At 68.9% G+C, this 24,801-nt stretch carries 23 protein-coding genes and 1 other RNA gene; 17 read left to right on the top strand and 7 right to left on the bottom strand.

The features are described 5' to 3' along the window. Window positions 1-64 precede the first annotated feature (64 nt). Entirely contained in the window at window positions 65-586 is a 522-nt protein-coding gene (locus tag JOD27_RS26690; protein ID WP_204765034.1) for an NAD(P)H-dependent oxidoreductase, read from the bottom strand. 176 nt (window positions 587-762) lie between these two features. Between JOD27_RS26690 and rnpB the strand changes: the two genes are divergently transcribed. Next, an RNA gene (gene rnpB, locus JOD27_RS26685) (RNase P RNA component class A) lies at window positions 763-1,143 on the top strand. A gap of 45 nt (window positions 1,144-1,188) precedes the next feature. On the opposite strand, the gene JOD27_RS26680 is transcribed toward rnpB, so the two are convergent. Beyond that, window positions 1,189-2,388, bottom strand: a complete 1,200-nt coding sequence (locus JOD27_RS26680; protein WP_204765033.1) for a S8 family peptidase — start codon at window positions 2,386-2,388, stop codon at window positions 1,189-1,191. Between the two features lie 115 nt (window positions 2,389-2,503). Here JOD27_RS26680 and JOD27_RS26675 point away from each other — a divergent pair, with 115 nt between their 5' ends. After that, the gene (locus tag JOD27_RS26675) at window positions 2,504-3,628 is read left to right on the top strand and encodes a threonine synthase (protein ID WP_307830333.1); all 1,125 of its coding nucleotides are present in this window, start codon (window positions 2,504-2,506) and stop codon (window positions 3,626-3,628) included. Window positions 3,629-3,782: 154 nt separating this feature from the next. Continuing rightward, complete coding sequence (locus JOD27_RS26670) at window positions 3,783-5,366, top strand: DUF6345 domain-containing protein (protein WP_204765032.1); 1,584 nt, start codon at window positions 3,783-3,785, stop codon at window positions 5,364-5,366. Here the strand turns inward: JOD27_RS26670 and JOD27_RS26665 are convergent. Then, window positions 5,321-5,518, bottom strand: coding sequence for a hypothetical protein (locus JOD27_RS26665; protein ID WP_204765031.1), 198 nt, complete (start codon window positions 5,516-5,518; stop codon window positions 5,321-5,323). The genes JOD27_RS26670 and JOD27_RS26665 overlap by 46 nt on opposite strands. A gap of 215 nt (window positions 5,519-5,733) precedes the next feature. Next, window positions 5,734-5,997, bottom strand: a complete 264-nt coding sequence (locus JOD27_RS26660; RefSeq protein ID WP_307830332.1) for a ParB family protein — start codon at window positions 5,995-5,997, stop codon at window positions 5,734-5,736. Between the two features lie 415 nt (window positions 5,998-6,412). Here JOD27_RS26660 and JOD27_RS26655 point away from each other — a divergent pair, with 415 nt between their 5' ends. The 12 genes from JOD27_RS26655 (at window position 6,413) to JOD27_RS26600 (ending at window position 17,832) form a co-directional block, all read left to right on the top strand. Further along, window positions 6,413-6,691 carry a hypothetical protein gene (locus tag JOD27_RS26655; RefSeq protein ID WP_030472642.1) on the top strand — a complete coding sequence of 93 codons (279 nt, stop codon included), beginning with the start codon at window positions 6,413-6,415 and terminating at the stop codon, window positions 6,689-6,691. 3 nt (window positions 6,692-6,694) lie between these two features. Further along, window positions 6,695-7,165: a hypothetical protein gene (locus tag JOD27_RS26650; protein ID WP_204765030.1), complete on the top strand. Its 471-nt coding sequence runs from the start codon at window positions 6,695-6,697 to the stop codon at window positions 7,163-7,165. Then, entirely contained in the window at window positions 7,140-10,010 is a 2,871-nt protein-coding gene (locus JOD27_RS26645; RefSeq protein ID WP_204765029.1) for an ATP-binding protein, read from the top strand. The genes JOD27_RS26650 and JOD27_RS26645 overlap by 26 nt, the downstream gene beginning before the upstream one ends. After that, window positions 10,007-11,866: a hypothetical protein gene (locus JOD27_RS26640; RefSeq protein WP_204765028.1), complete on the top strand. Its 1,860-nt coding sequence runs from the start codon at window positions 10,007-10,009 to the stop codon at window positions 11,864-11,866. Before JOD27_RS26645 ends, JOD27_RS26640 begins: the two co-directional genes overlap by 4 nt. 12 nt (window positions 11,867-11,878) lie before the next feature. After that, on the top strand, window positions 11,879-12,472 hold the full coding sequence (locus tag JOD27_RS26635) for a hypothetical protein (protein ID WP_204765027.1): 594 nt from the start codon (window positions 11,879-11,881) through the stop codon (window positions 12,470-12,472). 3 nt (window positions 12,473-12,475) lie between these two features. Continuing rightward, window positions 12,476-13,477: a C40 family peptidase gene (locus JOD27_RS26630; protein ID WP_204765026.1), complete on the top strand. Its 1,002-nt coding sequence runs from the start codon at window positions 12,476-12,478 to the stop codon at window positions 13,475-13,477. Window positions 13,478-13,495: 18 nt separating this feature from the next. After that, window positions 13,496-13,969, top strand: coding sequence for a hypothetical protein (locus JOD27_RS26625; protein WP_204765025.1), 474 nt, complete (start codon window positions 13,496-13,498; stop codon window positions 13,967-13,969). Further along, window positions 13,966-14,160, top strand: a complete 195-nt coding sequence (locus JOD27_RS26620) for a hypothetical protein (RefSeq protein ID WP_189259328.1) — start codon at window positions 13,966-13,968, stop codon at window positions 14,158-14,160. Before JOD27_RS26625 ends, JOD27_RS26620 begins: the two co-directional genes overlap by 4 nt. 288 nt (window positions 14,161-14,448) lie before the next feature. Further along, window positions 14,449-15,855, top strand: coding sequence for an RNB domain-containing ribonuclease (locus JOD27_RS26615; RefSeq protein WP_204765024.1), 1,407 nt, complete (start codon window positions 14,449-14,451; stop codon window positions 15,853-15,855). A gap of 79 nt (window positions 15,856-15,934) precedes the next feature. Next, on the top strand, window positions 15,935-16,600 hold the full coding sequence (gene npdG / locus JOD27_RS26610; protein ID WP_204765023.1) for an NADPH-dependent F420 reductase: 666 nt from the start codon (window positions 15,935-15,937) through the stop codon (window positions 16,598-16,600). Next, window positions 16,600-17,361, top strand: a complete 762-nt coding sequence (locus tag JOD27_RS26605) for a helical backbone metal receptor (protein WP_204765022.1) — start codon at window positions 16,600-16,602, stop codon at window positions 17,359-17,361. Before npdG ends, JOD27_RS26605 begins: the two co-directional genes overlap by 1 nt. Before the next feature lie 48 nt (window positions 17,362-17,409). Then, a complete protein-coding gene (locus JOD27_RS26600) occupies window positions 17,410-17,832 on the top strand; it encodes an RICIN domain-containing protein (protein WP_204765021.1) in 423 nt (140 codons plus the stop codon). Here JOD27_RS26600 and pip read toward each other — a convergent pair. Continuing rightward, window positions 17,829-18,770: a prolyl aminopeptidase gene (pip, locus tag JOD27_RS26595; protein ID WP_204765020.1), complete on the bottom strand. Its 942-nt coding sequence runs from the start codon at window positions 18,768-18,770 to the stop codon at window positions 17,829-17,831. The two genes, JOD27_RS26600 and pip, sit on opposite strands and share 4 nt — an antisense overlap. 18 nt (window positions 18,771-18,788) lie before the next feature. Here pip and JOD27_RS26590 point away from each other — a divergent pair, with 18 nt between their 5' ends. Continuing rightward, on the top strand, window positions 18,789-19,646 hold the full coding sequence (locus JOD27_RS26590; protein ID WP_204765019.1) for a glutathione S-transferase family protein: 858 nt from the start codon (window positions 18,789-18,791) through the stop codon (window positions 19,644-19,646). Between the two features lie 69 nt (window positions 19,647-19,715). Here the strand turns inward: JOD27_RS26590 and panB are convergent, their stop codons facing one another. Next, window positions 19,716-20,570, bottom strand: coding sequence for a 3-methyl-2-oxobutanoate hydroxymethyltransferase (panB, locus tag JOD27_RS26585; RefSeq protein WP_204765018.1), 855 nt, complete (start codon window positions 20,568-20,570; stop codon window positions 19,716-19,718). A 118-nt stretch (window positions 20,571-20,688) separates the two neighbouring features. Beyond that, window positions 20,689-21,528, bottom strand: a complete 840-nt coding sequence (locus JOD27_RS26580; RefSeq protein ID WP_204765017.1) for an alpha/beta fold hydrolase — start codon at window positions 21,526-21,528, stop codon at window positions 20,689-20,691. On the opposite strand from JOD27_RS26580, the gene lysX reads away from it, so the two are divergent. Continuing rightward, on the top strand, window positions 21,490-24,792 hold the full coding sequence (gene lysX / locus JOD27_RS26575; protein WP_204765016.1) for a bifunctional lysylphosphatidylglycerol synthetase/lysine--tRNA ligase LysX: 3,303 nt from the start codon (window positions 21,490-21,492) through the stop codon (window positions 24,790-24,792). The genes JOD27_RS26580 and lysX overlap by 39 nt on opposite strands. Window positions 24,793-24,801: the final 9 nt, after the last annotated feature.

Here is a 24,801-nt window from a genome sequence, read left to right as displayed (position 1 = left end):
ACGCGGCCGGGAAAACCGGTGCCACAACGGGATTGGTGGCCCTGAACGCGGTGCTCCCGAACAGCTAGGACACCTTGCGCAGCCGCGGCGTCAGCGCCGTCACGAACCGGTCGGCCGCCGCGTCCAGAGCGGCGGCAGACTCCGGCGAACCGACCTTCTGGTCCAGCACGAACTCGCCGCGCACCACCTGGTCGGCGCCCTTCGCCGCGAGCAACGGGTGCAGGGCGTAGTCCATCGCGACGAGGAAGCCCTGGTTGCCGCCCGTCGCCAACGGCAGTACCGCGCGGCCGCGCAGCGCCTTCTTCGGCAGCAGGTCGAGCAGCGCCTTCACCAGGCCGCTGTAGGCCGCGCGGTACACCGGTGACGCGACCACGACGCCGTCCGCGGTCAGCACGGAGCTCACGGCGGCGGCGATCTCCGGGTCCCGCAGGTCCTCGGTGAGCAGCGACAACGTGGGCAACGAGCGCACGTTCAGCACCGACACGCGGTGTCCGGCGGACTCCAGCGCGGCGGACACGTGCGACACCACGACGCCGGTAGGCGCGTCGGGAGACGGAGCGCCGGAGATGATCAGCAGATCGGGCATGGCAAGCACTCCCTGAGGTCGCGGGTGAGAGAAAGCGCGCTCAGCGGAGGCAACACAGGCTTGCTGCCACGCGGCCGTAGTCGACGTGGCGACGTCGTGTCATACCTGGAAGTCAACCAACGTCCGGGCCAGTGAACAACCAGTCCCAGACGCTGGGATATCCTGGTGGGCGCGGATGAGTCGGCAGGGCGGCCGCGGCAGGAGACTGTCGAGGAAAGTCCGGACTCCACAGGGCAGGGTGGTTGTTAACGGCAACCAGGGGCGACCCTCGGGACAGTGCCACAGAAAGCAGACCGCCTCGGCGCGAGCCGGGGTAAGGGTGAAACGGTGGTGTAAGAGACCACCAGCGCCCCAGGTGACTGGGGCGGCTAGGTAAACCCCACCCGGAGCAAGGCCAAGAGGGCACGCGAGTGCCTGCGTGAGCGTTCGAGGGCGGCCCGTCCGATGCTCACGGGTAGGCCGCTAGAGCCTGTCGGCAACGGCAGGCCCAGATGGATGGCCGCCGAGTGGGACGCGAGTCCCATGAACAGGATCCGGCTTACATGCCGGCTCATCCGCCTGAAACGGTGCCAGGGCCGAAGCCCCGGCACCGGTCGAAGCGATCAGAACGAAGCGACGTTCAACAGCGGTTCGTGCGTGCTGTCGGGGTCGGTCGCGGAGTTCCAGTTGCTGGTCCCCGCAGCCCGCAGCGCGGACTTCACGGCCGCCGGCGACGCACTCGGGTGGGTCGCCTTGTACAGCGCGGCAGCACCCGCGACGTGCGGGCTCGCCATCGAGGTGCCCGAGATCGTGTTGTAGCCGCCGCCCTTCCAGGTCGACTGGATGCACACGCCCGGCGCGATGATGTCGACGTCAGCGCCGTAGTTGGAGAAGTCGGCGAAGGTGTCGTCGACGTCCGCGCGGCACGTCGAGGCGGCGCCGCCGCCCGGCTGGCCGTTGAAGTCGGCCAGCGCGCTGACCGTGATGACTTCCTCGTAGGTGGCCGGGACGAAGGTCGACGAGTCGGCGCTGCTGTTGCCCGCTGCGACGACATAGGTCACGCCCGCGGACACCGAGCGGCAGATCGCCTCGTGCATCGCGTCCTTGTTGGAACCGCAGGCGCTGTCGCTGCCGGATCCGCCGAGGCTCATGTTCGCGACTTCGATCTCGTTCGCGTGCGCGGTCACGTAGTCGATGCCGCAGATGATGGCCGAGAACGAGCCACTGCCCTGGTTGTTCAGCACGCGGACCGGCCAGATGCGGGCACCCGGTGCGACGCCCACGACGCCGATGCCGTTGTCGAGCGCGCCGATGGTGCCTGCCACGTGGGTGCCGTGACCGTTGCCGTCGTCAGCGCTGCGGCCGGTGGAGCAGTTCTTCGCCCCGGCGGTGTTGACGTTGAGGTCGGGGTGGTCGAGGTCCACGCCCGTGTCGATCACGGCGACGTCCACGTTCACGCGTTCGTCGGTGCCGTTGATGCGGGCGGTCGGGCTCTGCTCGGCGTCGATGCGGTCGATGCCGGTGGGCACGGTCTGCGCGGCGATCGACGCGATGCCGTCCGGCTGCACCAGCGCGACCCGCGGGTCTCGGGCGAGACGTGCGGCCGTCGCCGGGGTCATGTGCGCTGAGTAACCACGCACGGCGGACTGGTAGAGGTTCTCCACGGTGACGCCGGCCAGATTGGTCACGCTCGGCACACTCACTCCGTCCTTCAGCAGCACGATGTACCCACTGGTCTGGGTATCGGCGAAGGCGGGAGCTGCAGGCGTTGCCGCGGCGAGTAGGACAGCTGCGAACAGGGCTTCGGCGGTGAGTCGTCGCATGTCTCTCCTCAAAGGGGCTTGAGCAGGGACCACGATGCTCGCACCCGAACGGAGAGATTCGTTAGCCCATTCGGGTGTAATCCGGACGAGTGGATAGTCCTGTATTGATGAATACGTGCTCTCTCACCTGGACTGCGCCCGCTGCGGCCAGCGCCACGATGCCGACCAGCCGCAGAACCTCTGCCGGTCCTGCTCGTCGCCGCTGCTCGCCCGCTACGACCTCACGAAGGTCGGCAGGCCCACTCGGGACGACAGCCTCTGGCGCTACCGGGACGTCCTCCCGGTGCGGGATCCCGACCCCGCGTTCAGCCTCGGCGAGGGCATGACGCCGCTCGTGCCGCTGCCCGCGCTGAGCCGGGTACTCGACGTGAACGTCCTCATGAAGGACGAGTCGCTGATCCCGACCGGCTCGTTCAAGGCGCGCGGCGCGGCCGTCGGCGTGGCTAAGGCCAAGGAGCTCGGCATCAAGGGCATCAAGATGCCGACCAACGGCAACGCGGGCGCCGCCTGGGCCCTGTACGCGGCTCGCGCGGGCCTGCGCAGCGTCATCGCGATGCCAGAGGACGCCCCGCTGATCACCCGCGAGGAGGTCGAGGCGAGCGGCGCCGAGCTGCGGATCGTGCCGGGCACCATCGCCGACGCCGCCAAGGCCATCGCGGACGTCGACCTCTTCGACGCCTCGACGCTCAAGGAGCCCTATCGCATCGAGGGCAAGAAGACGATGGGTTACGAGATCGTCGAGCAGCTCGGCTGGCGCGTCCCCGACGTGATCGTCTACCCGACCGGTGGCGGCGTCGGCCTGATCGGGATTCACAAGGCGCTCAACGAAATGCGTGAGCTCGGCTGGATCGACGGGCGTCTGCCGCGGCTCGTCGCGGTCCAGTCCACCGGGTGCGCGCCGATCGTCAGGGCGTTCGACGAAGGTGCGGCCGAGTCGACGTTCTGGGACAACGCCTTCACGAACGCGTTCGGCATCAACGTGCCGAAACCGTTGGGGGACTTCCTGATCCTGCAGGCCATCAGGGAAACCAACGGCACCGCGATAGCTGTCGATGATGGGCAGATTCTCGAAGACCGCGCGGAGTGCGCGCGCCTCGAAGGCGTTTTCCTTTGCCCGGAAGGCGCTGCGACGGTCAGCGCGGTCCGGGCGTTGCGCGAAGACGGCTGGCTGCGGGCGGATGACGAGGTCGTCGTGCTGAACACCGGGGCAGGCATCAAGTACCCAGGTGTCCGCCTCTAGGTATCCCCTACCCGTAAGCGCGTTACAGAATTTCAGCCGTTCGAGTGGAGCCCGGCGGTGTCGGCCCTCTCCCGGTATCACGGTCGGCAGCGCCAGATCCTCCTGTCAGACGATCGGCCCCCGCGGTCGGTCGTCCCCAAGGGAGGGAAAACACATGCGACGCAAGGTGACCGTCGTGCTGGCACTGTCCAGCCTCATCACCGCGGGCGCGGCCGGAGTCGCGACCGCCGACGTGACGGAGCTCCCCGTCTACGGGGTGAAGAGCACGGGGCTCGACCAGGAGCAGGCCCAACGACTGCAGAGGGTCTTCGGCCTCAAGGACGTCCAGAGGTCCGAGTACGGCGCGGTGAGCTTCGCCGACGAGCAGCGCTACCAGTACCTGCCGACCGTCGACAAAGGACAGGGCAGGGAGGACGAGGACGGCAACGCGACCACGCAGACCGCGCTCGACACCGAGGCCATCAAGCGCATCAAGACGATCCCGACGGACGAGGCGACCAAACGCGCACAGGAAGGCCTGAGGGCAGCCGGTGTGTTGCCTGCGAACGCGACGCCCACCGCGCAGTACACGACGTTCGAACTGTCGGATCCCAACGGGCGCAACGCACTCACTGCCAACCTCGACACGAGCGTGTCGTACACGTTCCAGCTCGGCGGCATTCCGCTGGAGGGCGAGGGAGCGAACATCCGCGTCTCGTTCGACGCGCTGGGCGTGACGGCGGTCAGCCACGCCGCGCGCACCTACGGCCAAGCGGGCACCGTCGCGGTGAACGACCTCGCGTACGGCGCCAGGCTGTGCCAGAAATACCTGGGCGACGGGGTGAAGGCGGACGTCAGCTACGTCTACGTCGCCCCGCCGCTGGAGGAGAAGACCGACCGGCTCGAGCCGTCGTTCCGCTGCGCGGGCCGCACGCCCGACGGCAGCGCCCCGCAGGCCATCACCCTGCCCGCGGCTGTCGGTGCCGAACTGCCCCAGCCGCAACCGGCCCAGCCGCCGCGCGACGACCAGCAGTTCGGGGCCATGGCCGCCGGCACGCAGGTCGGCAGCGAGGGCACGGGACTGTGCTCCGGCCTGCCCAACACCGTGGCCAACATCGGCACCTTCAACTCCGAGGCCGGCACCCACGGCATCCCCGTCGCGTTCAGCTGGCTCAACGGCAACGCGTGGGAGAGCGACTTCAAGGACCCGATCTTCCCCGGCGGCCAGGACCACGTCTGGGCGGACAACGTCGACCTCACGTACTGGCAGGGCCACGGCTCCGGCACGGGCTTCTACTTCAGCGGCTGCTCCAGCCACAACGACACCAAGCTCTCGAACACCGAGGCGCGCTGGGGCAACCAGGACGTCGAGTGGATGAGCCTCTTCACCTGCCTGATCCTCGAGGACGTCACCGGCGGCCAGACGTGGGCGCAGCGCTGGGGCCAGGCGTTCCAGGGCCTGCACCAGATCAACAGCTTCACCACGGTCAGCTACAACTCGGCCAACCACGGCGGCAAGTTCGGTCACTACATGTGGCGCTCGCCGTTCCTGTGGTGGAACCAGCCGATGAAGGTCCGTGACGCGTGGGCGCAGGCCAGCATCGACACCCAGCCCGCCTCCGTCCGCTGGGCGACCATGGGCCCCGTCACCTCGTCGGGTGCGCTGGGCAACTTCAACGACTACTTCTGGGGCAAGGGTTCCGTCGGCCCCGACTACGGCTCGACCGGCTGGTTCTGGCGGATCTCCGGTGCCTCCTGACCGAGGTCCCGCACCCGAAGTCGTGCCACGCCAACTGAAGTGAGCAGTGCAGCCACCGCCGCGAGCCCGAGCAGGGGCGCGGCGGTGAGCTGTTGTCCGGTCAGGACGCGCGGCAGGAAGTGGAACGGCGACACCAGCTGCGTCCCGTGCATCCGCCACGGCAGCGCGACGTCCCCGCCGGCGGGTGCTCGCGGTTCCGCTCGTGGCCGCCGCGGCGTTGACCGCGCCCGCGTTCCGGTTGAACCTCGGCCGCGACTTCCGGTGCCGGTGTGGTTCCCGCGCGGCCGGAGCGTGACACAGATTTCACAAACTCGAGAAGACTACTGATGAAGGGAACCTCATCCACGTCAGGTGGATGAGGTTCCCTTCATCGTTTGGCTGGGCGGCCTGAAGGCATGCGGAGCACGGGGCGGAACGGCTCACCCGCGTTGTAGAGATCCTCCAACTCGGTGACGTAGGCCAGCACCGCGGGATTCACGATGTCGGCCAGCGACCGCACCCCCGCCTGAGGCTCGTAGGACGCCAGATAGGTGGCCGCCGCACGCGCCCGCTCGAGCACCGACCGGTCGAAGTTGATCGTCCGCTGGACCCGGCGCCGGGATTGCGGGGCCTCCCCGGTAGGCTCGTCCACGCCTGGAGCACTAGGGGAGGCTGTGATTCCGTCCACACTTCCGTCCGGCACGAGGTCAGGTTCGAGCATGGGCGAATCTCCTCGGAGTCGTCGCTCCGGGCCGCGCTCCTCAAGGGGCCGCGAACCGGCCGATCAGGGCATTCACATGGATGTACACGTGCGCATGTTTAGGACGCACGCACTGTGGGTGACCAGGGCGTTCGCAGTCGGGTGAACATTGCCAGCGACGGAGAGAATCTTGGTCCGGGTGTTCCCCACTGACGTCTCCTCGGTGATGATGTGTCGGCCAGATTAGACGTAATTCCTCCCAGGGGGAACGGCCAGATGATCTACAGCCCGCTCCATCAGCTTCACACGACGTGACGAACTCGTGTTCTACTCGTAGCGCAAGCCCGAGCGCACTCTGGAGTACTTAATGACCGCCATGGACCTGGTGACACTCGCTCAGCAGCAGCCGACGGTGCCGGGCACAGGCAATGTCCGCGGCTGGATCCTGGACAACATCGTTCCGCTGCTCCTGCTCACCGTCGCGCTCCTCCTGCTCTGGCTGGGAGGTGGCAAAGGTGACAACGCGGGTGTCATGCGCCGCCTCGGTGGTGTGATCGTCGCGCTGGCCATCATCGGCCTCGCGGTCACGACCGACGCGGGGTCGAACATCGGCAAGTGGCTCGCCGGCTTGTTCGTCGGAGGCTGACACGTGCGGGTCCGCACTGACGACGAGGTCTACCGGGTCGACGCCGTCTGGCTCGGCCCGCCCAAAGCGACTTTTCCCTGGCGCGCGCGGTACGTCGCGTGGGGCGTCGGGATCGTCGTTTTCCTCGTCGTACTCACGATCGAGCGGCAGATGGGCGTCGGGTTCGGGTTCTTCTCGACGGCCTGGGCGCTCGTGGCCACGATCCTCCTTACTCGTTTCATCACCGCGCGGATCAGCCATGAACGGCCGCTCACGGCCGTCATGTCGATGTGGGTCCGCGAGCTCACCGCACCTCGAGAGCGCACGGCAAGCACCGGCGGAGCGGCCAGCGCCGCCCGGATCCGGGTCAGTCCGCAGCGGCCTCGTCCCAAGTTGAGCAGGAAACAAAGGGCGAGACAGCAGGCCCAGCCCCGCCGGACGTCAGCCAGCCGTAAGAAGGAGGTTCGCGGTGTTCGGACGCCGGCGAGACCGTGACCGTCGCGCAGCGCAGCACATCGCCCAGCACGCGGCGGCCGACCCCCGTGAGCGCGCGCAGGTGTATTCGAAGCGCGGCCGTCGCCTGCCCGGCGAGCAGGCCGTGCCGAGCTACACCCCGTCGATCGCCGCCCGCAGCATCGACGGCCACCTGTTGCGCACCGGTCAGGAGGTCTACGCCTGGTACCGGCTCGCGCCGCAGCGCTGGTCGTTCCGCAGCGACTCGCAGCGCCAGGACCTGATCGCCGCGATCGCGGGCCAGTACGCCGAGCTGCAGGGCCGCTGGATGCACCTGCGGGTCACCACGCGGCCGTACCCGATCCGCATGTGGGCAGAGGCGCACGTGCACAACGCCGTGAAGCGCCTGCCGGACACGCCCGGCACGCTGTCGTTCGACGACTACATGGTCGGCGAGCAGCAGCAGCTCATGGGCCGCTCGATGGCGGAGAAAGAGGTCTACCTGGGCGTCCAGGTGCAGACCCGCAACATGATGGACCGCGCCGTCGAACGCGCCGCCCCCGTGCTGCGCAGGGTCTTCCCGGACGCCGTCGACGCCGAACTCGTCGCGCTCGACTCCGAGGTCGAGCACCTCGACCAGGTCATCGGCTCGGCGGGTCTCGAAGGCCGTCCCGCGACGGCCGAGGAGATGTCCTGGCTGATGCACCGGTCGTGCTCGCTGGGGCTGCCCGCGCCGCGCAACCTGCCCGCCGTGCCGGGTGCCGCGTGGGAACCGGAGGACCTCGCGTCCTTCACCGACGCCGCGGACTTCCACCAGGAGCCGTACTCGCCGACGGTGACCGTGAGGGGCCGCACCGGCTCGAACGCGGGCATCAAGCGGCACGTCGCCGTGCTCACCGTCGGGCTGATGCACGGTCTGCAGATCCCCGAGGTCGACGACCCGTGGGTGCAGCGCGCCGACCGGCTCCCGGCGAGTGTCGAGTGGTCCGCCCGCATCTACGTGCGCAAGCCCGAAGAGGTCTCGGGTGAGCTGTCGCGGCAGATGAGCAAGGTGCGCTCGCAGGTCCGCCACTACACCGACGAGCACGAGCTGGAGCCCCCGCAGTCGCTGGCCCGCCAGGCCGGTCGCGTGCTGGAGATCGACGACGAGATGACGTCGGGCTTCACCGCGCTGGGCACCAGGGTGCGCAGCTGGTGGCGGCTCGCGGTCAGTGGCCCGACCGAGCGCGAGGCGCTGCGGCTCGCCCAGTCGTTGCTGGAGCTGTACAAGCCGAAGATCGCGATCGAGCACCCCGAGGCGCAGTACGCGATCGCCCGCGAGTTCATCCCCGGCGAACCGCTGTCCAACGGCGCTTACCTGCGCCGCGGCTCGGTGTTGTGGGCCGCCTCGGCGGTTCCCACGGCGACGGCCGAGGTCGGCGACCGCCGCGGCATCCTCCTGGGTGAGACGGTCACGGCCACCCGCCGCCCGGTCGCGTGGGACCCGTGGATGGCGCAGGAGCTGCGTGACGCCTCGGGTCTGACGGCGATGGTCGCGGGTCTGGGTGCAGGTAAGTCGTTCCTCGGCGGCGGCATCGTCTACAAGACGCTGCGGGCCGGCGCGCACTGGACGTTGCTCGACCCGTCCGGCCCGCTGGCGGCGCTGTGCGACCTGCCGGAGCTGCGCCCGTACGCGCGGCCGATCAACCTGCTCAACGCCCAGCCCGGCATCCTCAACCCGTACCGGGTGGTCGCCGAGCCGATGATCGAGCACTTCCTCGACGAGGACGACCCGGAACGCGCATGGCGTCGCGAGAAGGCATTGGCGGCGGCAACTCGTCGTCGTCTGGTGCTGGACGTGCTCACGGGCCTGCTGCCGTTCGAGGTCGCGCGCCTGCCGCAGACGCGCATCGTGCTGCTGCGTGCCGTCCGCACGGTCGGTGGCCGCTTCGACGCCCACCCCGGTCTCGTCTTCGAGGCGCTGCGCCGCGACGCGTCCGAGCACCACGAGCACGCCGTCGTCGTCGCGGACTTCCTCGACGAGATGCGCGAACGCATGTCGTTGCTGATCCCCGAGGCGGACGCCGACCCGTACAACGAGGCACGCGACGACCGGCTGACCGTGCTCACGATGGCCGGCCTGAACCTGCCGAAGGACGGTGTCGGCCGCGAGCACTGGACGGACGCGGAGGCCCTCGGCGTCGAGATGCTGAACCTCGCCGCCTGGCTCACCCAGCGCTCGATCTACGACCGGCCGAAGGACCTCCGCAAGGGCGTCTGGATCGACGAGGCGTTCTTCCTCTCCGAGGTCCCGACCGGTCGCGTGCTGATGAACCGCTTCGCGCGTGACTCGCGAAAGTGGAACGTCCGCGTGCTGCTGTCGTCGCAGATCCCCGCCGACTTCCTGAGGATCCAGGGCTTCGTCGCACTGCTCGACTCGGTCTTCGTCGGCCGGCTCGACGACGACCAGGCGCAGGCGGACGCGTTGCGGCTGCTCAAGGTTCCGGTCGGCGCCGGGTACGAGCAGGTCGTCGCGTCGCTCGGCCGTCGTCCCGGAGGCGAGCGCACCGCGACCGAACGCGACCGCGCGCCGCGTCAGTTCATCTTCGGCGACGGTGCCGGTGGCGTCGAGCGGATCCGCATCGACTTCAGCGGTCCGCACCTCGAGCACCTGCGCAACGCGCTCGACACGACGCCCGATGCCAAGCGCGACAACGGTTCGGGCGAGCTCGTGCCGACCGACGACCACGCGGCCCCTCAGCCACCCGCCTACGTGCCCGACGAGATCGACGACGAACTGGCGGCGGACATGGAGCTCGGACTGACGGAGGACGAGGCTCACCTGAGCCAAAATGATCTTGTCAGTCACGGTGACGGCTCCAACCGCCACCGGGACGGCGCCGCATGACGGCGCTGACGATCGTTCTCGCGATCGCCGCCTTGCTCTGGGCGAGGCGGCGGTTCGCGCTGCGTACGTCAGCGAAATCCCGTTCGGTCATCGCGGTGGCCGTGATCCTGGCGCTGCAGGTCGTGATCGGTGCCCCGGCACACGCACAGGCCTGTGGCGACCCGCCCAACCCCGAGCGCCCCGGCGCGGGCATGGTCGGCGCGCTCGACCCGCCCGTCGGCAACGGCCTGCCCGGCTCGCCGTACCTCGACTACGGCTACGCGGGCATGGTCTGGCACTACTACCAGTCCAGCTGCACCATCCCGAACGCCAACGCCACGATCGACACGTGGGCGGGCAACGAGCTCTTCAGCGTCGGCAAGAACATCGTCGGTGCCACGAACGCGTTGCACTACACGGTGATGGGCCGCGGTCTGCTGGTCCCGCTGGACGACGCCGTGAAGAACGGCGTGCAGAAGGTCTACGACAACGTCTACCTGCGCTGGTTCGGCCTGGTGGCGTTGATCCTCGCGATCCTGATGTTCCGGCAGATCTGGACGGGCGACTTCGCCGCGATCTCCAAACGCGGGCTCTGGGCGTTGGCGGCCATGTGGCTGGCAACGTCCACATTGGCCTTGCCGCAGTTCTACAACCTCCTCGACAACACGCTGGTCTCGAAGACTTCCGAGATCCAGGCGGGCTTCATCGAGGCACCGGAAGAGCAAGGCACACTGCACGTCCTGCCGACGAAGCTGCACGACGCGGTCGTCTACCAGAGCTGGCTGCGCGGCGCGTTCGGCACGCCGGAGGCACCGCAGGCCACCGAGTTCGGCCCGCGCATCCTCAAGGCCCAGGCGTGGACCACCGCCGAGATCGCCGAGCACAAGGACGCCGACCAGGCCGCGCTGAGCGCCAAGAAGGCCGAGTGGAAAGCCCTCGAAGGCCAGCTCGGCACCGCGAAGGGCTACTTCGACGGCACCGACGGCAGCCGCACCGGCGCCGGGTTCCTGGCGCTGCTGCAGGCCATCGCCTTCTCGCTGTTCCAGCTGTTCGCGAAGGCCGCCGTGCTGCTGGCCCAGCTGCTGCTGCGCATTCTGACCTTGGCCGGGCCGCTCATCGGTCTCGTCGCGCTGATCCACCACGACCTGCTGCGCAAGGTCGGCCGTGCGGCTGCCGTGACGGTGTTCAACGTGCTGGTGCTCGCGGTGCTCGCGGGCGTGCACGCGTTGCTGCTGCAGGCGATCTTCAACGCGACCGGGCTCTCGTTGCTGACCCGCACGCTGCTCGGCCTGATGCTGACGCTGGTGTGCTTCGTCATCGGCAAACCGTTGCGCCGCATGTGGCAGATGGTCGAGATGTCGGTCGGCTCCGCCGGCAACGTCCTGCCGATGAGCGGTGGCGTCTGGTCGAAGATGCTGGGCCGCAAGAAGCCCACGGGTCCGACGCCGCAGGACGAGTTCTGGGAGTCCGTGCGCGAGAGCGACGCCGACGGCGACGAGGTGCCGCAGCGCGGTCGCGGACGCGTCCGCCCGGAGGCCTCCAGCCCGGTCATGGCGACGGCGCAACGGCTCGACCGCGACGCCCAGCCCGGTCAGATCATGAGCGGCGGCGACGGCTACGGCGTGCGCGCCGGCGCCCTGCCCGCGGGATCGGGCCCGGCGGCGTTGCCGGTCGGCCGGTCACGCGTGGTGGACAGCCCGCCGGTCACCGACCGGCAGTGGGACCGGGTCGACGACGCGGTGCTCGTGCCGTCGAGGTCGAACGGCTACTCCGGCCCGGCACAGGAACCCCGCAGGGCCGAGACAGAAGTGGTGGCAGGGCGTCAGGTGCACGTGATCTACCGACCGTCGCGCGGTTTCGAAGTCAGGGACAACTGAAGGGGGGCGTAGGTGCCGATCCGAACCAACCGCGGCCGTGCCGCGGTGTATCGCAGGCTCTGGGGCTGGCCGCTGCGTTCCCCGCGTCACCTGGCCGCGTCGATCATCATCTTCGTGGTGGTGGTCATCGCGCTCGGTGTGATCATTCCGAGGGTCCTCGACCGCAAGCCGGTCACGCCGCCGGTCGTCGGCCAGTCGACGTCGCCGCAGGGGACCCAGGTGGGCCAGCTGCCCTCCAGCGGTGTCTCGCTGCCGACCAAGCAGCCGCAGCCGTCGATCTCCGCGTCCGCCGCGCCGCCCCAGGCCGATGCCCAGCTGATCGCCGAGCTGTGGGCGGAGAACTGGATCAAGCCGCCGCCGGACAACGACGTCAACAAGTGGCTCGCGCAGCTCCGTCCGTACACGACGGAGGAGTTCCTCGCGCAGATGGCGACGATCGATCCCAGGAACGTGCCGAACAAGATCACTCAGAAGGTCACGCCGAAGAAGTCCTACACGTCGTCGGCTGACTTCGAGGTGGGCACGAACGTGGGCAAGGTCGTCATCACGCTGGTCAAGACGCCGAGCAACGAATGGCGTGTGAACAGCTACACGAAGGCGGACTGACCCATGCGCCTCATGTTGCTGGTCGGGGCTCTCGTCGCGGTCATCGTGATCGCGGTGACGACGTCCGGCGTGACCCAGGTCATCAGCAACTCCACGAACCCGGCGGCCAACGGCGGGTTCAAGCTGATGAGTTGCAACGCGGCCATCGGCCCGTGGGACGCGGGCGGTGGCGACAAGGGCCGGAAGGACGCGTCGCGCCTCAACGACGAGCAGCGCAACATCGTCGCGCGCATCATCTCCATCGGCCAGGAGCGCAAGCTGCCGCCGCTGGCGTGGCAGGTCGCGATCCAGGCGGGCATGACCGAGTCGGGTCTGCGCCCGCTGGACTACGGCGACCGCGACTCGCTCGGCATCTTCCAGATGCGTCCGTCGATGGGCTGGGGCTCACCCGCCGAGGTGACCGACCCGACGTACGCGATCAACAAGTTCTACGACGTGCTGCTGAAGGTGCCGGACTGGGAGAACAAGCGTCCCGGTGACTCGGCGCAGGCGGTGGAGCGGTCGGCGTTCCCAGACCGGTACCACAACTGGGAGTCCATGGCGGCGTTCCTGCTCGGCGAGCTGGGCCAGATCACCGACCCGGCCGGCTGCGGCGCGGGCGCGGGCCAGTTCCTGCTGGCGTCGAACGCGGCGGGCGTGGCGATCCAGTTCACCAGGGAGCAGCTGGGCGAGCCGTACCTGTGGGGCGGCAACGGCCCGGACGCGTGGGACTGCTCCGGCATTCTGGTGAAGGCGTTCGCCGCGGCGGGCGTGAAGATCCCACGCGTGGCGAACGACCAGTACGAACAGGGCGGCGCCCACCTCCCGGTGCGCGACGCCCAGCCAGGCGACCTGATCTTCTGGGCGACCGACACGTCGAACCCGCGAACTGTGCACCACGTGGCCATGTACCTCGGCAACGACGAGTACATCCACGCGCCACAGACGGGTGATGTGGTGAAGATCAGCAAGATCAACTGGGATTATCACGAGTTGATGCCGCTGGCCGTCCGGCCGGGCGTGTAGATCGCGGGGAGGCGCTGCATGTTCAACCACGACCCCATTCCGAGGCCTTCCGGACCGCCCGCGTCGAGCACACCGGTGCGTGACTACATGGCGGCCGGTGCTCCGGGGGTGTCGCCCGACTACGTGGTCATCCCACGTGCCCTGGCCGAGGCGATGCCCCTGCCGTGGCAACAGCACATGACCCACCTGCTGGCGGAGTTCCACCGCACCTACGGCCACCTGAACTGGCCGATCTACCGCGTGGTCCCGTCGCGCTACGAAAAGCTCGCGGACCTCGACGAGGACCAGCTGGCCGAGGTGGGCGCCATCATGGAGATCGACTCCGACGGAAGTCTGGTCTACCGCGACCGCGCCGGACGTAAGATCGAGAACGCCGAGGGCCGCACGGTACTGGTCTCGTGTTTGGACCCGATCCCATCGGAGTACGCCAACGCCAACCAGTCAACGCCGCCGCGGGGATTCCCGGCGCCTTTGGGAGGCGAACGCCGATGAGCGACACAAGCGGTTGGTACTACTGCCTGACCCACCAGACGGTGGAACACGGCAAGGGCTGCAAGGGCCCGGACCGCATGGGCCCCTACCCGGACGAGGCCACCGCGGCCCGCGCCCTGGAAATCGCCCGCGAACGCACCCGCGCGGCCGACGAGGCCGACAAGAAGTGGCGCGGTGACGACGAGGACTGAGGCCCTGGTAGAGCGTCGCGGCTTGGTTGTGCTCCGTTGAGTCGGGCTGGGGGCGGTCTGGTGCTCGTCTCCGAAAGCCCGGATGGTCGCGTTCTCATGCACGTCGCTGCCGAGATGGCGGTAGGGAAATGCTGACGCAAACGTTTGCTGATCATCCCAACTGCCGCCAACCGTGCAGTTGGCAGCCATGAGAGCGCAATCTTCATGATCGAAGCGCGGCTGCCCGCCGGCATCACTCTCACTGTCACATCGCATGAGACAGCTGCGACACGCTACTAGGGTGTGCGGGTGGCTTCACTGGTGATCCGCACGGGCCGTGCTGACCTGGCCTTCGACGACATCCGCACGGAGTTCGGGCTGCCCTCGTCGTTCCCCGCACCCGTTCTGGCCGAGGCAGAGGCGGCGGTCTCCCGTTCCGCGGGGGACCGCCCGGACCTCACCTCGATCCCGCTGGTGACGATCGACCCACCCGGCGCGAAAGACCTGGACCAGGCGCTGTGCGTGCTGCGCTCCGGCGACGGCTTCGTCGTGCACTACGCGATCGCCGACCTGGGCGCCTTCGTAACCCCTGGCGGCGCCCTCGACACCGAGGTACGCGGCCGCGGCCAGACCATCTACCTCCCCGACGGCAACGTGCCGCTGCACCCGACCGCCCTCTCCGAGGGTGCGGCCTCGCTCCTGCCGGGCGTCGTCCGCCCGGCGGTGCTCTGGACGTTCACCTGTTCCGCCGAAGGCGTGCCGTCCACCGTCGAGGTCCGACGAGCCCTGGTGCGCTCGCAGGCCCAGTTCGACTACGCCTCCGTGCAGGAATCGTTAGACGCGGGCACCCCACACCCGTCCGTGGCGGCCCTGGCCGAGTTCGGCCCGCTGCGCCGGGCTCTGGCGCGTTCACGTGGCGCCATCGAACTCCAACTGCCCGAACAGGAAATCGAGCCCAACGGCTCCGGCTGGAAACTGGTGACCAGGCCGCGAGCCCAGGTGGACGCCTGGAACGCCGAAATCTCGCTGATGACCGGCATGGCGGCCGCCTCGATCATGCTGGAGGCCCGCGTAGGAATCCTGCGCACGCTTCCGAACCCCGACGCCGCAGCCGTGTCTGCCCTGCGGAAGTCCGCGGCAGCCCTGCGGGTGCCGTGGCCTTCCGACCTTTCGCCAGGCGCGTTCCTGGCAGGCCTGGACGCCTCCCAGCCCGAGGCTCTCGCGCTGTTCACGGACGCCACCCGGTTGCTGCGCGGCGCGGGCTACTCCGCCTTCGCCGGCCAGGTCCCCGAGGTAGTGACCCACGCAGGCGTCGCGGCTCCGTACACCCACGTCACCGCACCACTTCGCCGCCTGGTCGACCGCTTCGCCACCGAGGTCTGCCTGGCGGTGACGGCCAGCCAGGAACTGCCGTCCTGGGTGGCCGAAGCGTTACCGCAGCTGCCGTCGCTGATGGGAGCCTCCGACTCACTGGCCGCCAAGGTGGAACGGGCCGCCCTGGACCAGGTCGAGGCCTGGGTGCTTTCCGGTCGCGTAGGCCAGGAGTTCGACGCCGTGGTCCTGCGCGCGGGCGACCAGGAAGCCGAGGTGTTCGTATCGGCACCGCCCGTGCTGGCCAAGTGCTCCGGCAAGCAGCTCCCCGAGGGCGAGCGCATCCGAGTGCGCCTGGCCGAGGCGGATCCGGTCGAGCGCCGCGTGAGGTTCGAACGCGCCTGAATGCACGCCAACCCACGCCCCCCGAGCGCAAGGTCACGTTGCACAGCCCTCACCCCCACCTCCGTGTGAAGATGCAGGGGTGACTGACATTCGTGACCTCACCGTCGGCGTCCTGGGCGGCACCGGAGCCCAAGGCAAGGGTCTGGCGATCCGCTGGGCCAAAGCGGGCCTCAAGGTGATCATCGGCTCCCGCAGCGCCGAACGAGCCGAACTCGCGGCCAAGGAGATCACCGAGGTCGCCGGCGGACACGTCGAGGGCAAGGACAACTCCGACTGCGCCGCCGACTCGGACATCGTGCTGGTGGCCGTTCCGTGGGACGGTCACGGTGACCTTCTCCAGAGCCTCCGCGACCAGCTGGCCGGCAAGATCGTCATCGACTGCGTGAACCCGCTCGGCTTCGACAAGCAGGGCCCGTTCGCGCTCCCGGTCACCGAGGGCAGTGCGGCCCAGCAGGCCGAGCTGCTGCTGCCGGAGTCCAGGGTCACCGCAGCGTTCCACCACGTGTCCGCCGTGCTGCTCGCCGACCTCAGCGTGTCCGAAGTGGAGATGGACGTCCTGGTCCTCGGTGACGACCGCGAGGCCACCGACACGGTGCGCGAGCTGGCAGAGCTGGTACCGGGCTTCCGCGGCGTCTACGGTGGCCGGCTGCGCAACGCCCACCAGGTCGAGGCGTTCACCGCGAACCTCATCGCGATCAACCGCCGCTACAAGACCCACGCCGGTCTGAAGATCACGGGAGTCTGATGCTGCCCGTCGACGACCTCGGTGAGCCGGTGGTGCTCGACCAGCCGGCCCGTGTGGTCAGCCTGGTCCCCTCCATCACCGAGGCCGTCGCGGTCAGCGTCCCGAACGCTCTGATCGGCGCAACGGACTACTGCACCCATCCGTCCGATTTGGACGTCCGCCGGATCGGTGGCTCGAAGTACCCGGACATCGACAAGATCCTAGCGGCCACCCCCGACCTCGTCATCGCGAACTCCGAGGAGAACCGCGCCGAGGACGTCGACCGGTTGCGCGCCAACGGCATCCAGGTCTGGGTCACCGAAGCTCCGAAAACCGTCCCCATGGCGCTGAAGTCCCTGCGACGACTCTTCGCCACGGCCTGGGACCTCGAACCGGACTGGCTGACACAGGCGGAAGACCTGTGGCGCGAGACGAAACCGGCGAAGCTCACCGCGCTGATCCCGGTCTGGCGCCGCCCATGGGTCGTGGTCGGCCGCGATACTTTCGCCACCGATGTGTTGCGGCGCCTGGGAATCGAGAACGTCTACGCCCACGACGCCGAGCGCTACCCGAGGCCGAGCCTGGAAGAGCTCAACGCGAAGCGCCCCGACCTGGTCATCCTCCCCGACGAGCCCTACCTGTTCACCCACGAGGACGGCCCGGAGAGCTTCCCCGGCCTGCCGTACGTGCTGGTCAACGGCCGTCACCTGACCTGGTACGGCCCGTCCCTGGTGGAAGCACGGCCAAGCCTCGAACGGGCCCTGAACTACGGCCAGGGTTGACAACCACAGGTGGATTCGCCGGGCTGATCACGCTGCCAGGATCTCGGCATGGGGAAACTAGCCGCGATCATCGCGACCGCCGCCGCCGTCACGACCTTCACCGCCATCCCGGCCCAGGCGGAGCCGGTGTTCGTCTACCAGCTCGCCGGCACCAGCCGCTGCCTCGCCGACTCCGGCACCGACATTGTGCTCAGGGCCTGCAACGAGCTCGCCGCCGACCAGCAGTGGATCGTGCCGGTCAGCGACGCCGACGTGCCGCACAACGTGGCCACGCGCAAGTGCCTGACGGCCGGCAGCACCGGCAACGTGTCGAGCCAGGTCTGCGGCGCGAGCACTCAGCGCTGGCGCCGCAACCCGTCGACGGGAACGTCCTTCCAGTTCCGCAACATCGCCACCGGCAAGTGCCTGACCGCCCAGGTCACGGTGGCCACGTGCACGACGTCGACCGCGAAGTGGGTCGGCCTGCGCTAGTCGCGGAACCTGTCCGTGGCTTCAAGCAGAGCAGCGAGGATGCCGGGCTCGTCGTAGGCGTGCCCGGCGTCCGGCACCAGCACCAGTTCCGACCCCGGCCACGCCTTGTGCAGGTCCCAGGCCGACACCGCCGGCGTCGCGACGTCGTAGCGCCCCTGCACGATCACACCCGGAATGTCCTTGAGCCGCACGGCATCCCGGATGAGTTGCCCCTCCTCGAACCACCCGTTGTTCACGAAGTAGTGGTTCTCGATCCGCGCGAACGCCAGCGCGTACGACGGCACGGCGAACTCCGCCACCAGCTCCGGCCTGGGCAGCAACGTCACGGTCGCGCCCTCCCAGGTGCTCCACGCGACGGCAGCAGGTCCGTGCACAGAGGGATCAGGCGAGGACAGCAACTTCGCGTACAGCTCAACGGGATCACCGTCGAGACCGGCGATCGGCTCCATGAACTTCTCCCACAGGTCGGGGAAGAGGTTCGCCGCCCCACCGCGGTAGTACCAGTCCACTTCGGACGATCGCAGCGTGAAGATCCCGCGCAGCACCAGCTCCGAGACGCGCGAAGGATGCTTCTCGGCGTACGCCAACGCCAACGTCGACCCCCACGACCCGCCGAACACCTGCCACCGCGAGATCCCGAGCGACTCCCGCAGCAGTTCCATGTCGGAAACCAGGTGCCAGGTCGTGTTCGACGACAGATCACCCGACGCAGAGGCGTGCGGCAGCGAACGCCCGCACCCGCGCTGGTCGAACAGGACAATCCGGTAGGCGGCCGGGTCGAACAGGCGCCGGTGCGACGGCGAACACCCGCCACCGGGTCCGCCGTGCAGGAAGACGACGGGTTTGCCGGCCGGGTTTCCGCACTCCTCCCAGTACACGAGGTTGCCGTCACCGGTGTCCAGGTGACCTGACGCGTGGGGCTCGATCTCCGGGTACATGGGCCTATCGTCGACGACATGGCGCAGTTCACGAAGGAGACCTCGACCACTGGTGCGTTCGTCCGGCAGCCCAACCGCTTCACCGCACGGCCGGAGCCAGAACCCGGCCGCTACCGGCTCGTCGTCAGCCTCGCCTGCCCGTGGGCGCATCGAACGATCATCGTCCGCAAGCTCCTGAATCTCGAAGACGCCATCTCGCTCGCGATCGTCGACCCGATCAGGGACGAACGCGGCTGGCGTTTCCCCGAGACCGACCCGGTCCTCGGTATCGACTTCCTCAAAGAGGCCTACGACAAGGCCGACGAGAACTACGACGGCCGAGTCACCGTCCCGGCCATCATCGACACGACCACAGGCGAGGTCGTCACGAACGACTACCCGCAGATCACGCTGGACTTCAGCCTCCGCTGGCGCCCGGAGAGCACGCTCTACCCGGAGCACCTGCGCGAGGAGATCGACGCCTGGATCGAGCCGATCTTCCACAACGTCAACAACGGCGTCTACAAGGCCGGTTTCGCCACGTCACAGGAGGCCTACGAGGAGGCGTACGCGAAGCTGTTCGCCGAGCTCGACCGCATCGAGGAGCACCTGGAAACCCGCGGCCACCTGGTCGGCGACCAGCTCACCGAGGCCGACATCAGGCTCTGGACCACGCTCGTCCGGTTCGACGCCGTCTACCACGGACACTTCAAGTGCAACCGGAACAAGCTGACCGAGATGCCGAACCTGTGGGCCTACGCGAAACGCCTCTACGCCCAGTTCGGGGACACGGTCGACTGGGACCACATCAAGCGCCACTACTACGTGACGCACCACCAGATCAATCCGACCGGGATTGTGCCGGCGGGCCCAGACCCGGAGGTCTGGACCCGCTAGCCCTGCTTTGCCGCACGCGGGGCCCTTTCGTCCGCTCAGAGAGTACGAAAGCTCCCCGCGTACTTCCGCTCAGTGGAAGGTGTGCTCGGGGCCGGGGAACTGGTGCCCGCGGACCTCGTTGGCGAACTCGGTCGCCGCGCCCAGCATGATGTTGCCGATGTCGGCGTAGCGCTTGACGAACCGGGGCGCCTTGCCGCGGTTCAGGCCCATCATGTCCTGCCAGACGAGCACCTGGGCGTCGGTGTCCGGACCGGCGCCGATGCCGACGGTCGGGATGACCAGGTCGTGCGTGATCTGCTTCGCGACCTCGGCGGTCACCATCTCCAGCACGACCGCGAACGCGCCGGCCTCCTGCACCGCGAGCGCGTCGCGGACCACGGTGTCGTGGTTCTCGTGACGGCCCTGCACGCGGTAGCCGCCGAGCTGGTGCTCGGACTGCGGGGTGAAGCCGATGTGGGCCATGACCGGGATGCCCGCGGCCGTGATCGCGCGGATGTGCGGCGCGAAGTAGGCGCCACCCTCCAGCTTGACCGCGTGCGCCTGGCCTTCCTTCATGAACCGCACGGCGGTCGCCACGGCCTGCTCGACCGACACCTGGTAGGAGCCGAACGGCAGGTCAGCCACCACGAGAGAGCGCTTGACCGAGCGCGTCACCGCGCGTACCAGCGGAATCAGCTCGTCGACCGTGACCGGCAGCGAGGTGTCGTTCCCGTAGACGGTGTTCGACGCGGAGTCGCCGACCAGCAGGACGGGGATGCCGGCCTCGTCGAAGATCGAGGCCGTGAACGTGTCGTAGGCGGTGAGCATGGGCCACGGCTCGCCGCGTTCCTTCATCTCACGCAGGTGGTGGACGCGAACCCTCTTGGCGGGGGCCTTCTGGCCTGATCCGTTGCCGTAGGGCGCGGAAACTTCGGCAGTGGTCATCGTCGACCGTTCCTTTCCTCGAGGCCCACGTGCGTGGGTCCCCGGGCGCGTTGTGCACGGTTGCCGAACACAAGAGTGACACCGTCAGGAGCAAACCGGCCCCCTGATGCGGCTACCGTCACACCTCCGGCAGACCCCTGAGGACCTCCCGGACGGCCATGACCACGGCGTCCGGTCGGTCCATCTGAATCATGTGCCCACTGCCGGGCACTGGCACGTTGCGTCCCCACGGCACGAGGGCGGCCAACGACTCGTGCTCCGGCCAGATTCGCCGCCCTGCCGTGAGCACGAGAAACGGCACTTTGGGCAGCGCACGACGCTTGCGCAGGCGTTCCAGCGTCGCCACCTGACCGGGGTACGACGCGAGCTCGGCCAGCACCGCCCGTCCCACGCCTGGCCGCCGGTAGACCATCTCCACGAGATCAGCCGGTGCGGGATCGGTCACTCCCTGCGTCGAGGCCGCCGTCAGCAGGTTCCGGAACGAGTGCCCGAACCGCCGGGTGAGGCGTGCGCCGAGCCACCGGCTGCCGAACGCCCTGAGCGCCTGCGCGACCACCGCCGACACGTCGAACGGTGCCCCCGCGCCCGGCGTCTCGGTGTCCGGGTCGAGCAGGACGAGCCCGGCGACCCGGTGCGGCCGCAGCCGCGTGTAGGCCTCGACGTGCATCGATGCCATCGAATGCCCGACCAGGACCGCCCGCGGGATCCCGCGCATCACCGCGTCGAGCACCGCCACCTCGCGGGCCAGCGACGGCCCGCGCCGAGGCGGACCGCTCAGGCCCAGGCCAGGCCGGTCGAACACGATCACCCGAGCGTGCGGCTCCAGCAGCCGCACCGTCCGGTGCCAGTCGAACCACGCTCCGCCGAGGCCGGAACTGAGCACGACGACCGGCTGACCGGCATGTCCGGAGGAGGCGACATGCACCCGTCCGGCGGAAGACGGGATCATGGCGGTCATCAGCCGACCTCGGGAGATGACGTGACACCGGCGTGGAAGTGGAAGACCGCAGGCGCGATCGCGACGGTCGTGCAGCTGGCCGGGGTGTTGTCACTGCTCCGGCTGATCATTCCGGAGGACAGCTGGTTCACCGACGTCGCGGACGGCATCGGGTACGTCACCGGCCTGCCGATCGACGGCAACCTCTTCATCGCCATGGTGTTCTTCGTGCTGGGCGCCGCGTTGCGCAGGCACAAGCAGGCAGCGCTGTGGGCGCTGCTGCTCTTCCAGATCGTCGGCCTGGTGCTCGTCGGCTTCATCATGGTCATCTTGGCCATCGCACCTGAAGAAGTCCTGGAGGTGGGCGAGGAAGCGCAGTGGGTGTCCCTGGGCATCGGCGTCGCGAGCTCGGTGCTGTTCGTCGCGCTGCTGTGGATAGTGCGCGAGGCGTTCCCCGCCCGGCTGGCCCGTGGCGCGTGGCGGCGGGCGCTCACGTCGTTCGTGCTGGGCATGGTCGCGCTGGTACTCCTCGGCTGGGGCCTCACCGAGATCTTCCCCGGCAAACTGGTCGAACAGCTCGACAAGCTGGCGTGGGCGGCGAACCAGGCGACGGGTGAGCTCGTCCGGCTGGGACGCCTCGACATCCCCGAGGGCCCGCAGTGGCTGAGCGTGCTCCTCGGTGTGGGCGGCACGCTCGTCGCGATCCGCGGCCTCTACGTCTTCTTCCGCGGGGTCCGCACCCAGAACATGATCACGCCGGACGAGGAGCTCGCCGTGCGCCGGCTGCTCGCCGCCGACGGTGAGCCGGACTCGCTGGGCTACTTCGCGACGCGGCGCGACAAGAGCGTCGTGTTCGCGGCTTCCGGACGGGCCGCGTTGACGTACCGGGTGATCGGCGGCGTGACGCTGGCCTCCGCCGACCCGATCGGTGACGAGGAAGCCTGGCCCGAGGCCGTGCTGGCGTGGTTGTCGGAGGCGCGCACCTACGGCTGGATGCCCGGTGTTCTCGGCGCTTCCGAACGGGGTGCGCAGGTGTACTCCGACGCCGGGCTCAAGGCGCTGGAGATCGGCGACGAGGCGATCCTGGACGTCCGCGAGTTCAACCTCGCCGGACCGGAACGCCGTGGCCTGCGGCAGGCGGTGTCGCGGGTCGAACGGGCCGGGTACACCACGCGAGTGCGCAGGCACAGCGAGATCGCGCCGGACGAGATGGCGTCCATTTTGGACCGCGCGGAGGCGTGGCGCGGTGCGGAGACCGAGCGTGGGTTCTCGATGGCGTTGGGGCGCCTGGGAGATCCGAGCGACGGCCGGTGCGTGATGGTCGAGGCCTACGACGCCTCTGGTGCGTTGCGCGGGCTGCTGTCGTTCGTGCCGTGGGGCCGTCGTGGCGTGTCGCTGGACCTGATGCGGCGCGACAGGTCGGCGGAGAACGGCCTGAACGAGTACATGGTCGCCCAGCTCGCGGCCGCCGCCGGACACCTCGGCGTGCAGCGGATCTCGTTGAACTTCGCGATGTTCCGCGCGGTGTTCGAGGAGGGCGAGAAGATCGGCGCGGGCCCGGTGCTGCGGGCGTGGCGGCGGGTGCTGTCGCTGGCGTCGCGGTTCTTCCAGCTGGAGTCGCTCTACCGGTCGAACGCCAAGTACCTGCCCGACTGGGAGCCGCGGTTCCTCTGCTACCAGCGCTCCCGGTCGTTGCCGCGGGTCAGCATCGCCGCCGGCATCGCTGAGGGGTTCGTGCCGTCGCTGCGGTCGTTGCGCAAGCGGGCCCTGCAGAAGACGGACGTGAGCTCCGACTTCGCCGCGCAGGTCGCCGAGATCGACGCGATCAAGGTCGAGCCGAAACCGGTGCGCAGGCCGGAGCAGGTCAGGGTGCGGATCGCGAAGGTCGAACGGCTGGTGGCGGCGGGCGTCGACCCGTATCCGGTCGGCTACGAACGCACCGATCTCCTCGCCGCCGCACGGGAACGCTTCGGCGAGGTGGTCTCGGTCACCGGACGCGTGGTGGCGCTGCGGGAGATGGGCAAGCTGTGCTTCGCGCGGCTGCGGGACTTCAGCGGTGAGATCCAGCTGATGCTGACCGTCGACTCGCTCGGCGACGCGCTGGCGTCCTGGAAGTCCGATGTGGACCTGGGCGACCACGTCGGCGTGACCGGCGAGGTGATCAAGTCCGACCACGGCGAGATCTCCGTGCTCGCCACGTCGTGGACGATGACAGCGAAGTGCCTGCACCCGTTGCCGGACAAGCGGAAGGGCTTCACCGACCCGGAGGCACGCGTCCGCCAGCGCTACCTCGACCTAGTGGTGAACCAGGACTCGGCGGCGTTGCTGAAGCTGCGCAGCGACGTCATCCGCAGCGTGCGCGAGTTCCTGCACTCGCACTCGTACCTGGAGGTCGAGACGCCGATGCTGCAGGCGGTGCACGGCGGCGCCAACGCCAGGCCGTTCGTCACCCACATCAACGCCTACGACATGCGCATGTACCTGCGGATCGCGCCGGAGCTGTACCTGAAACGGCTGTGCGTCGCCGGCGTGGACCGGGTGTTCGAGCTGAACCGCAACTTCCGCAACGAGGGCGCGGACGCCACCCACAACCCCGAGTTCACGATGCTCGAGGCCTACCAGTCCTATGCGGACTACCGCGTCATGCTCGACCTGGTGCGCACGCTGATCCAGCACGCGGCCCGCGAGGCGTTCGGCGCGGAGGTGGCCCAGCGTCCGGACGGTACGTTCGACCTGTCGGGGGAGTGGCCGGTGATTCCGGTCTACACGGCGGTTTCCTCGGCCCTGGACGCCGTCGTCACCCCGGACACGTCGGTCTCCGAGCTGCGGTCACTGCTCGGCGCCCGCGACGTCGAGGTCAACGAGGACTGGGACCACGGCCAGCTCGTACAGGAGGCCTACGACTCGTTCGTGGAACCGGTGACCGTCGGCCCGACCTTCTACATCGACTTCCCGACCTCGGTGTCCCCGCTGACCCGCCAGCACCGCGTCGACCCGCGCCTGGCCGAACGCTGGGACCTCGTCGCGTTCGGCGCGGAGATCGGCACCGCCTACTCGGAGCTGACCGACCCGCTGGAGCAGCGGCGGCGGCTGGAGGCGCAGTCGCTGAAGGCCGCGTCCGGCGACGTCGAGGCCATGGAGCTGGACGAGGACTTCCTGCGGGCGCTGGAGCACGGCATGCCGCCGACGGGCGGTCTCGGCATGGGCGTCGACCGGTTGCTGATGATGCTGACCGGCACGTCGATCCGGCAGACCGTGTTGTTCCCGTTCGTCCGCCCCACATAGGTCAGCGAG

It is taken from the genome of Lentzea nigeriaca (genome assembly GCF_016907955.1).
GTDB lineage: Bacteria > Actinomycetota > Actinomycetes > Mycobacteriales > Pseudonocardiaceae > Lentzea > Lentzea nigeriaca.
Note: the sequence above shows the minus strand (reverse complement) of the source record. Positions and strands in the feature narration are given on the sequence as shown.

Coding starts and splice junctions, on each gene's coding strand:
- JOD27_RS26690 (WP_204765034.1), bottom strand. CDS start 586: ATGCCCGATCTGCTGATCATCTCCGGCGCTCCGTCTCCCGACGCGCCT.
- JOD27_RS26680 (WP_204765033.1), bottom strand. CDS start 2,388: ATGCGACGACTCACCGCCGAAGCCCTGTTCGCAGCTGTCCTACTCGCC.
- JOD27_RS26670 (WP_204765032.1), top strand. CDS start 3,783: ATGCGACGCAAGGTGACCGTCGTGCTGGCACTGTCCAGCCTCATCACC.
- JOD27_RS26665 (WP_204765031.1), bottom strand. CDS start 5,518: ATGCACGGGACGCAGCTGGTGTCGCCGTTCCACTTCCTGCCGCGCGTC.
- JOD27_RS26655 (WP_030472642.1), top strand. CDS start 6,413: ATGACCGCCATGGACCTGGTGACACTCGCTCAGCAGCAGCCGACGGTG.
- JOD27_RS26640 (WP_204765028.1), top strand. CDS start 10,007: ATGACGGCGCTGACGATCGTTCTCGCGATCGCCGCCTTGCTCTGGGCG.
- JOD27_RS26630 (WP_204765026.1), top strand. CDS start 12,476: ATGCGCCTCATGTTGCTGGTCGGGGCTCTCGTCGCGGTCATCGTGATC.
- JOD27_RS26625 (WP_204765025.1), top strand. CDS start 13,496: ATGTTCAACCACGACCCCATTCCGAGGCCTTCCGGACCGCCCGCGTCG.
- JOD27_RS26620 (WP_189259328.1), top strand. CDS start 13,966: ATGAGCGACACAAGCGGTTGGTACTACTGCCTGACCCACCAGACGGTG.
- JOD27_RS26605 (WP_204765022.1), top strand. CDS start 16,600: ATGCTGCCCGTCGACGACCTCGGTGAGCCGGTGGTGCTCGACCAGCCG.
- JOD27_RS26600 (WP_204765021.1), top strand. CDS start 17,410: ATGGGGAAACTAGCCGCGATCATCGCGACCGCCGCCGCCGTCACGACC.
- pip (WP_204765020.1), bottom strand. CDS start 18,770: ATGTACCCGGAGATCGAGCCCCACGCGTCAGGTCACCTGGACACCGGT.
- JOD27_RS26590 (WP_204765019.1), top strand. CDS start 18,789: ATGGCGCAGTTCACGAAGGAGACCTCGACCACTGGTGCGTTCGTCCGG.
- panB (WP_204765018.1), bottom strand. CDS start 20,570: ATGACCACTGCCGAAGTTTCCGCGCCCTACGGCAACGGATCAGGCCAG.
- lysX (WP_204765016.1), top strand. CDS start 21,490: ATGCACCCGTCCGGCGGAAGACGGGATCATGGCGGTCATCAGCCGACC.
- JOD27_RS26580 (WP_204765017.1), bottom strand. CDS start 21,528: ATGACCGCCATGATCCCGTCTTCCGCCGGACGGGTGCATGTCGCCTCC.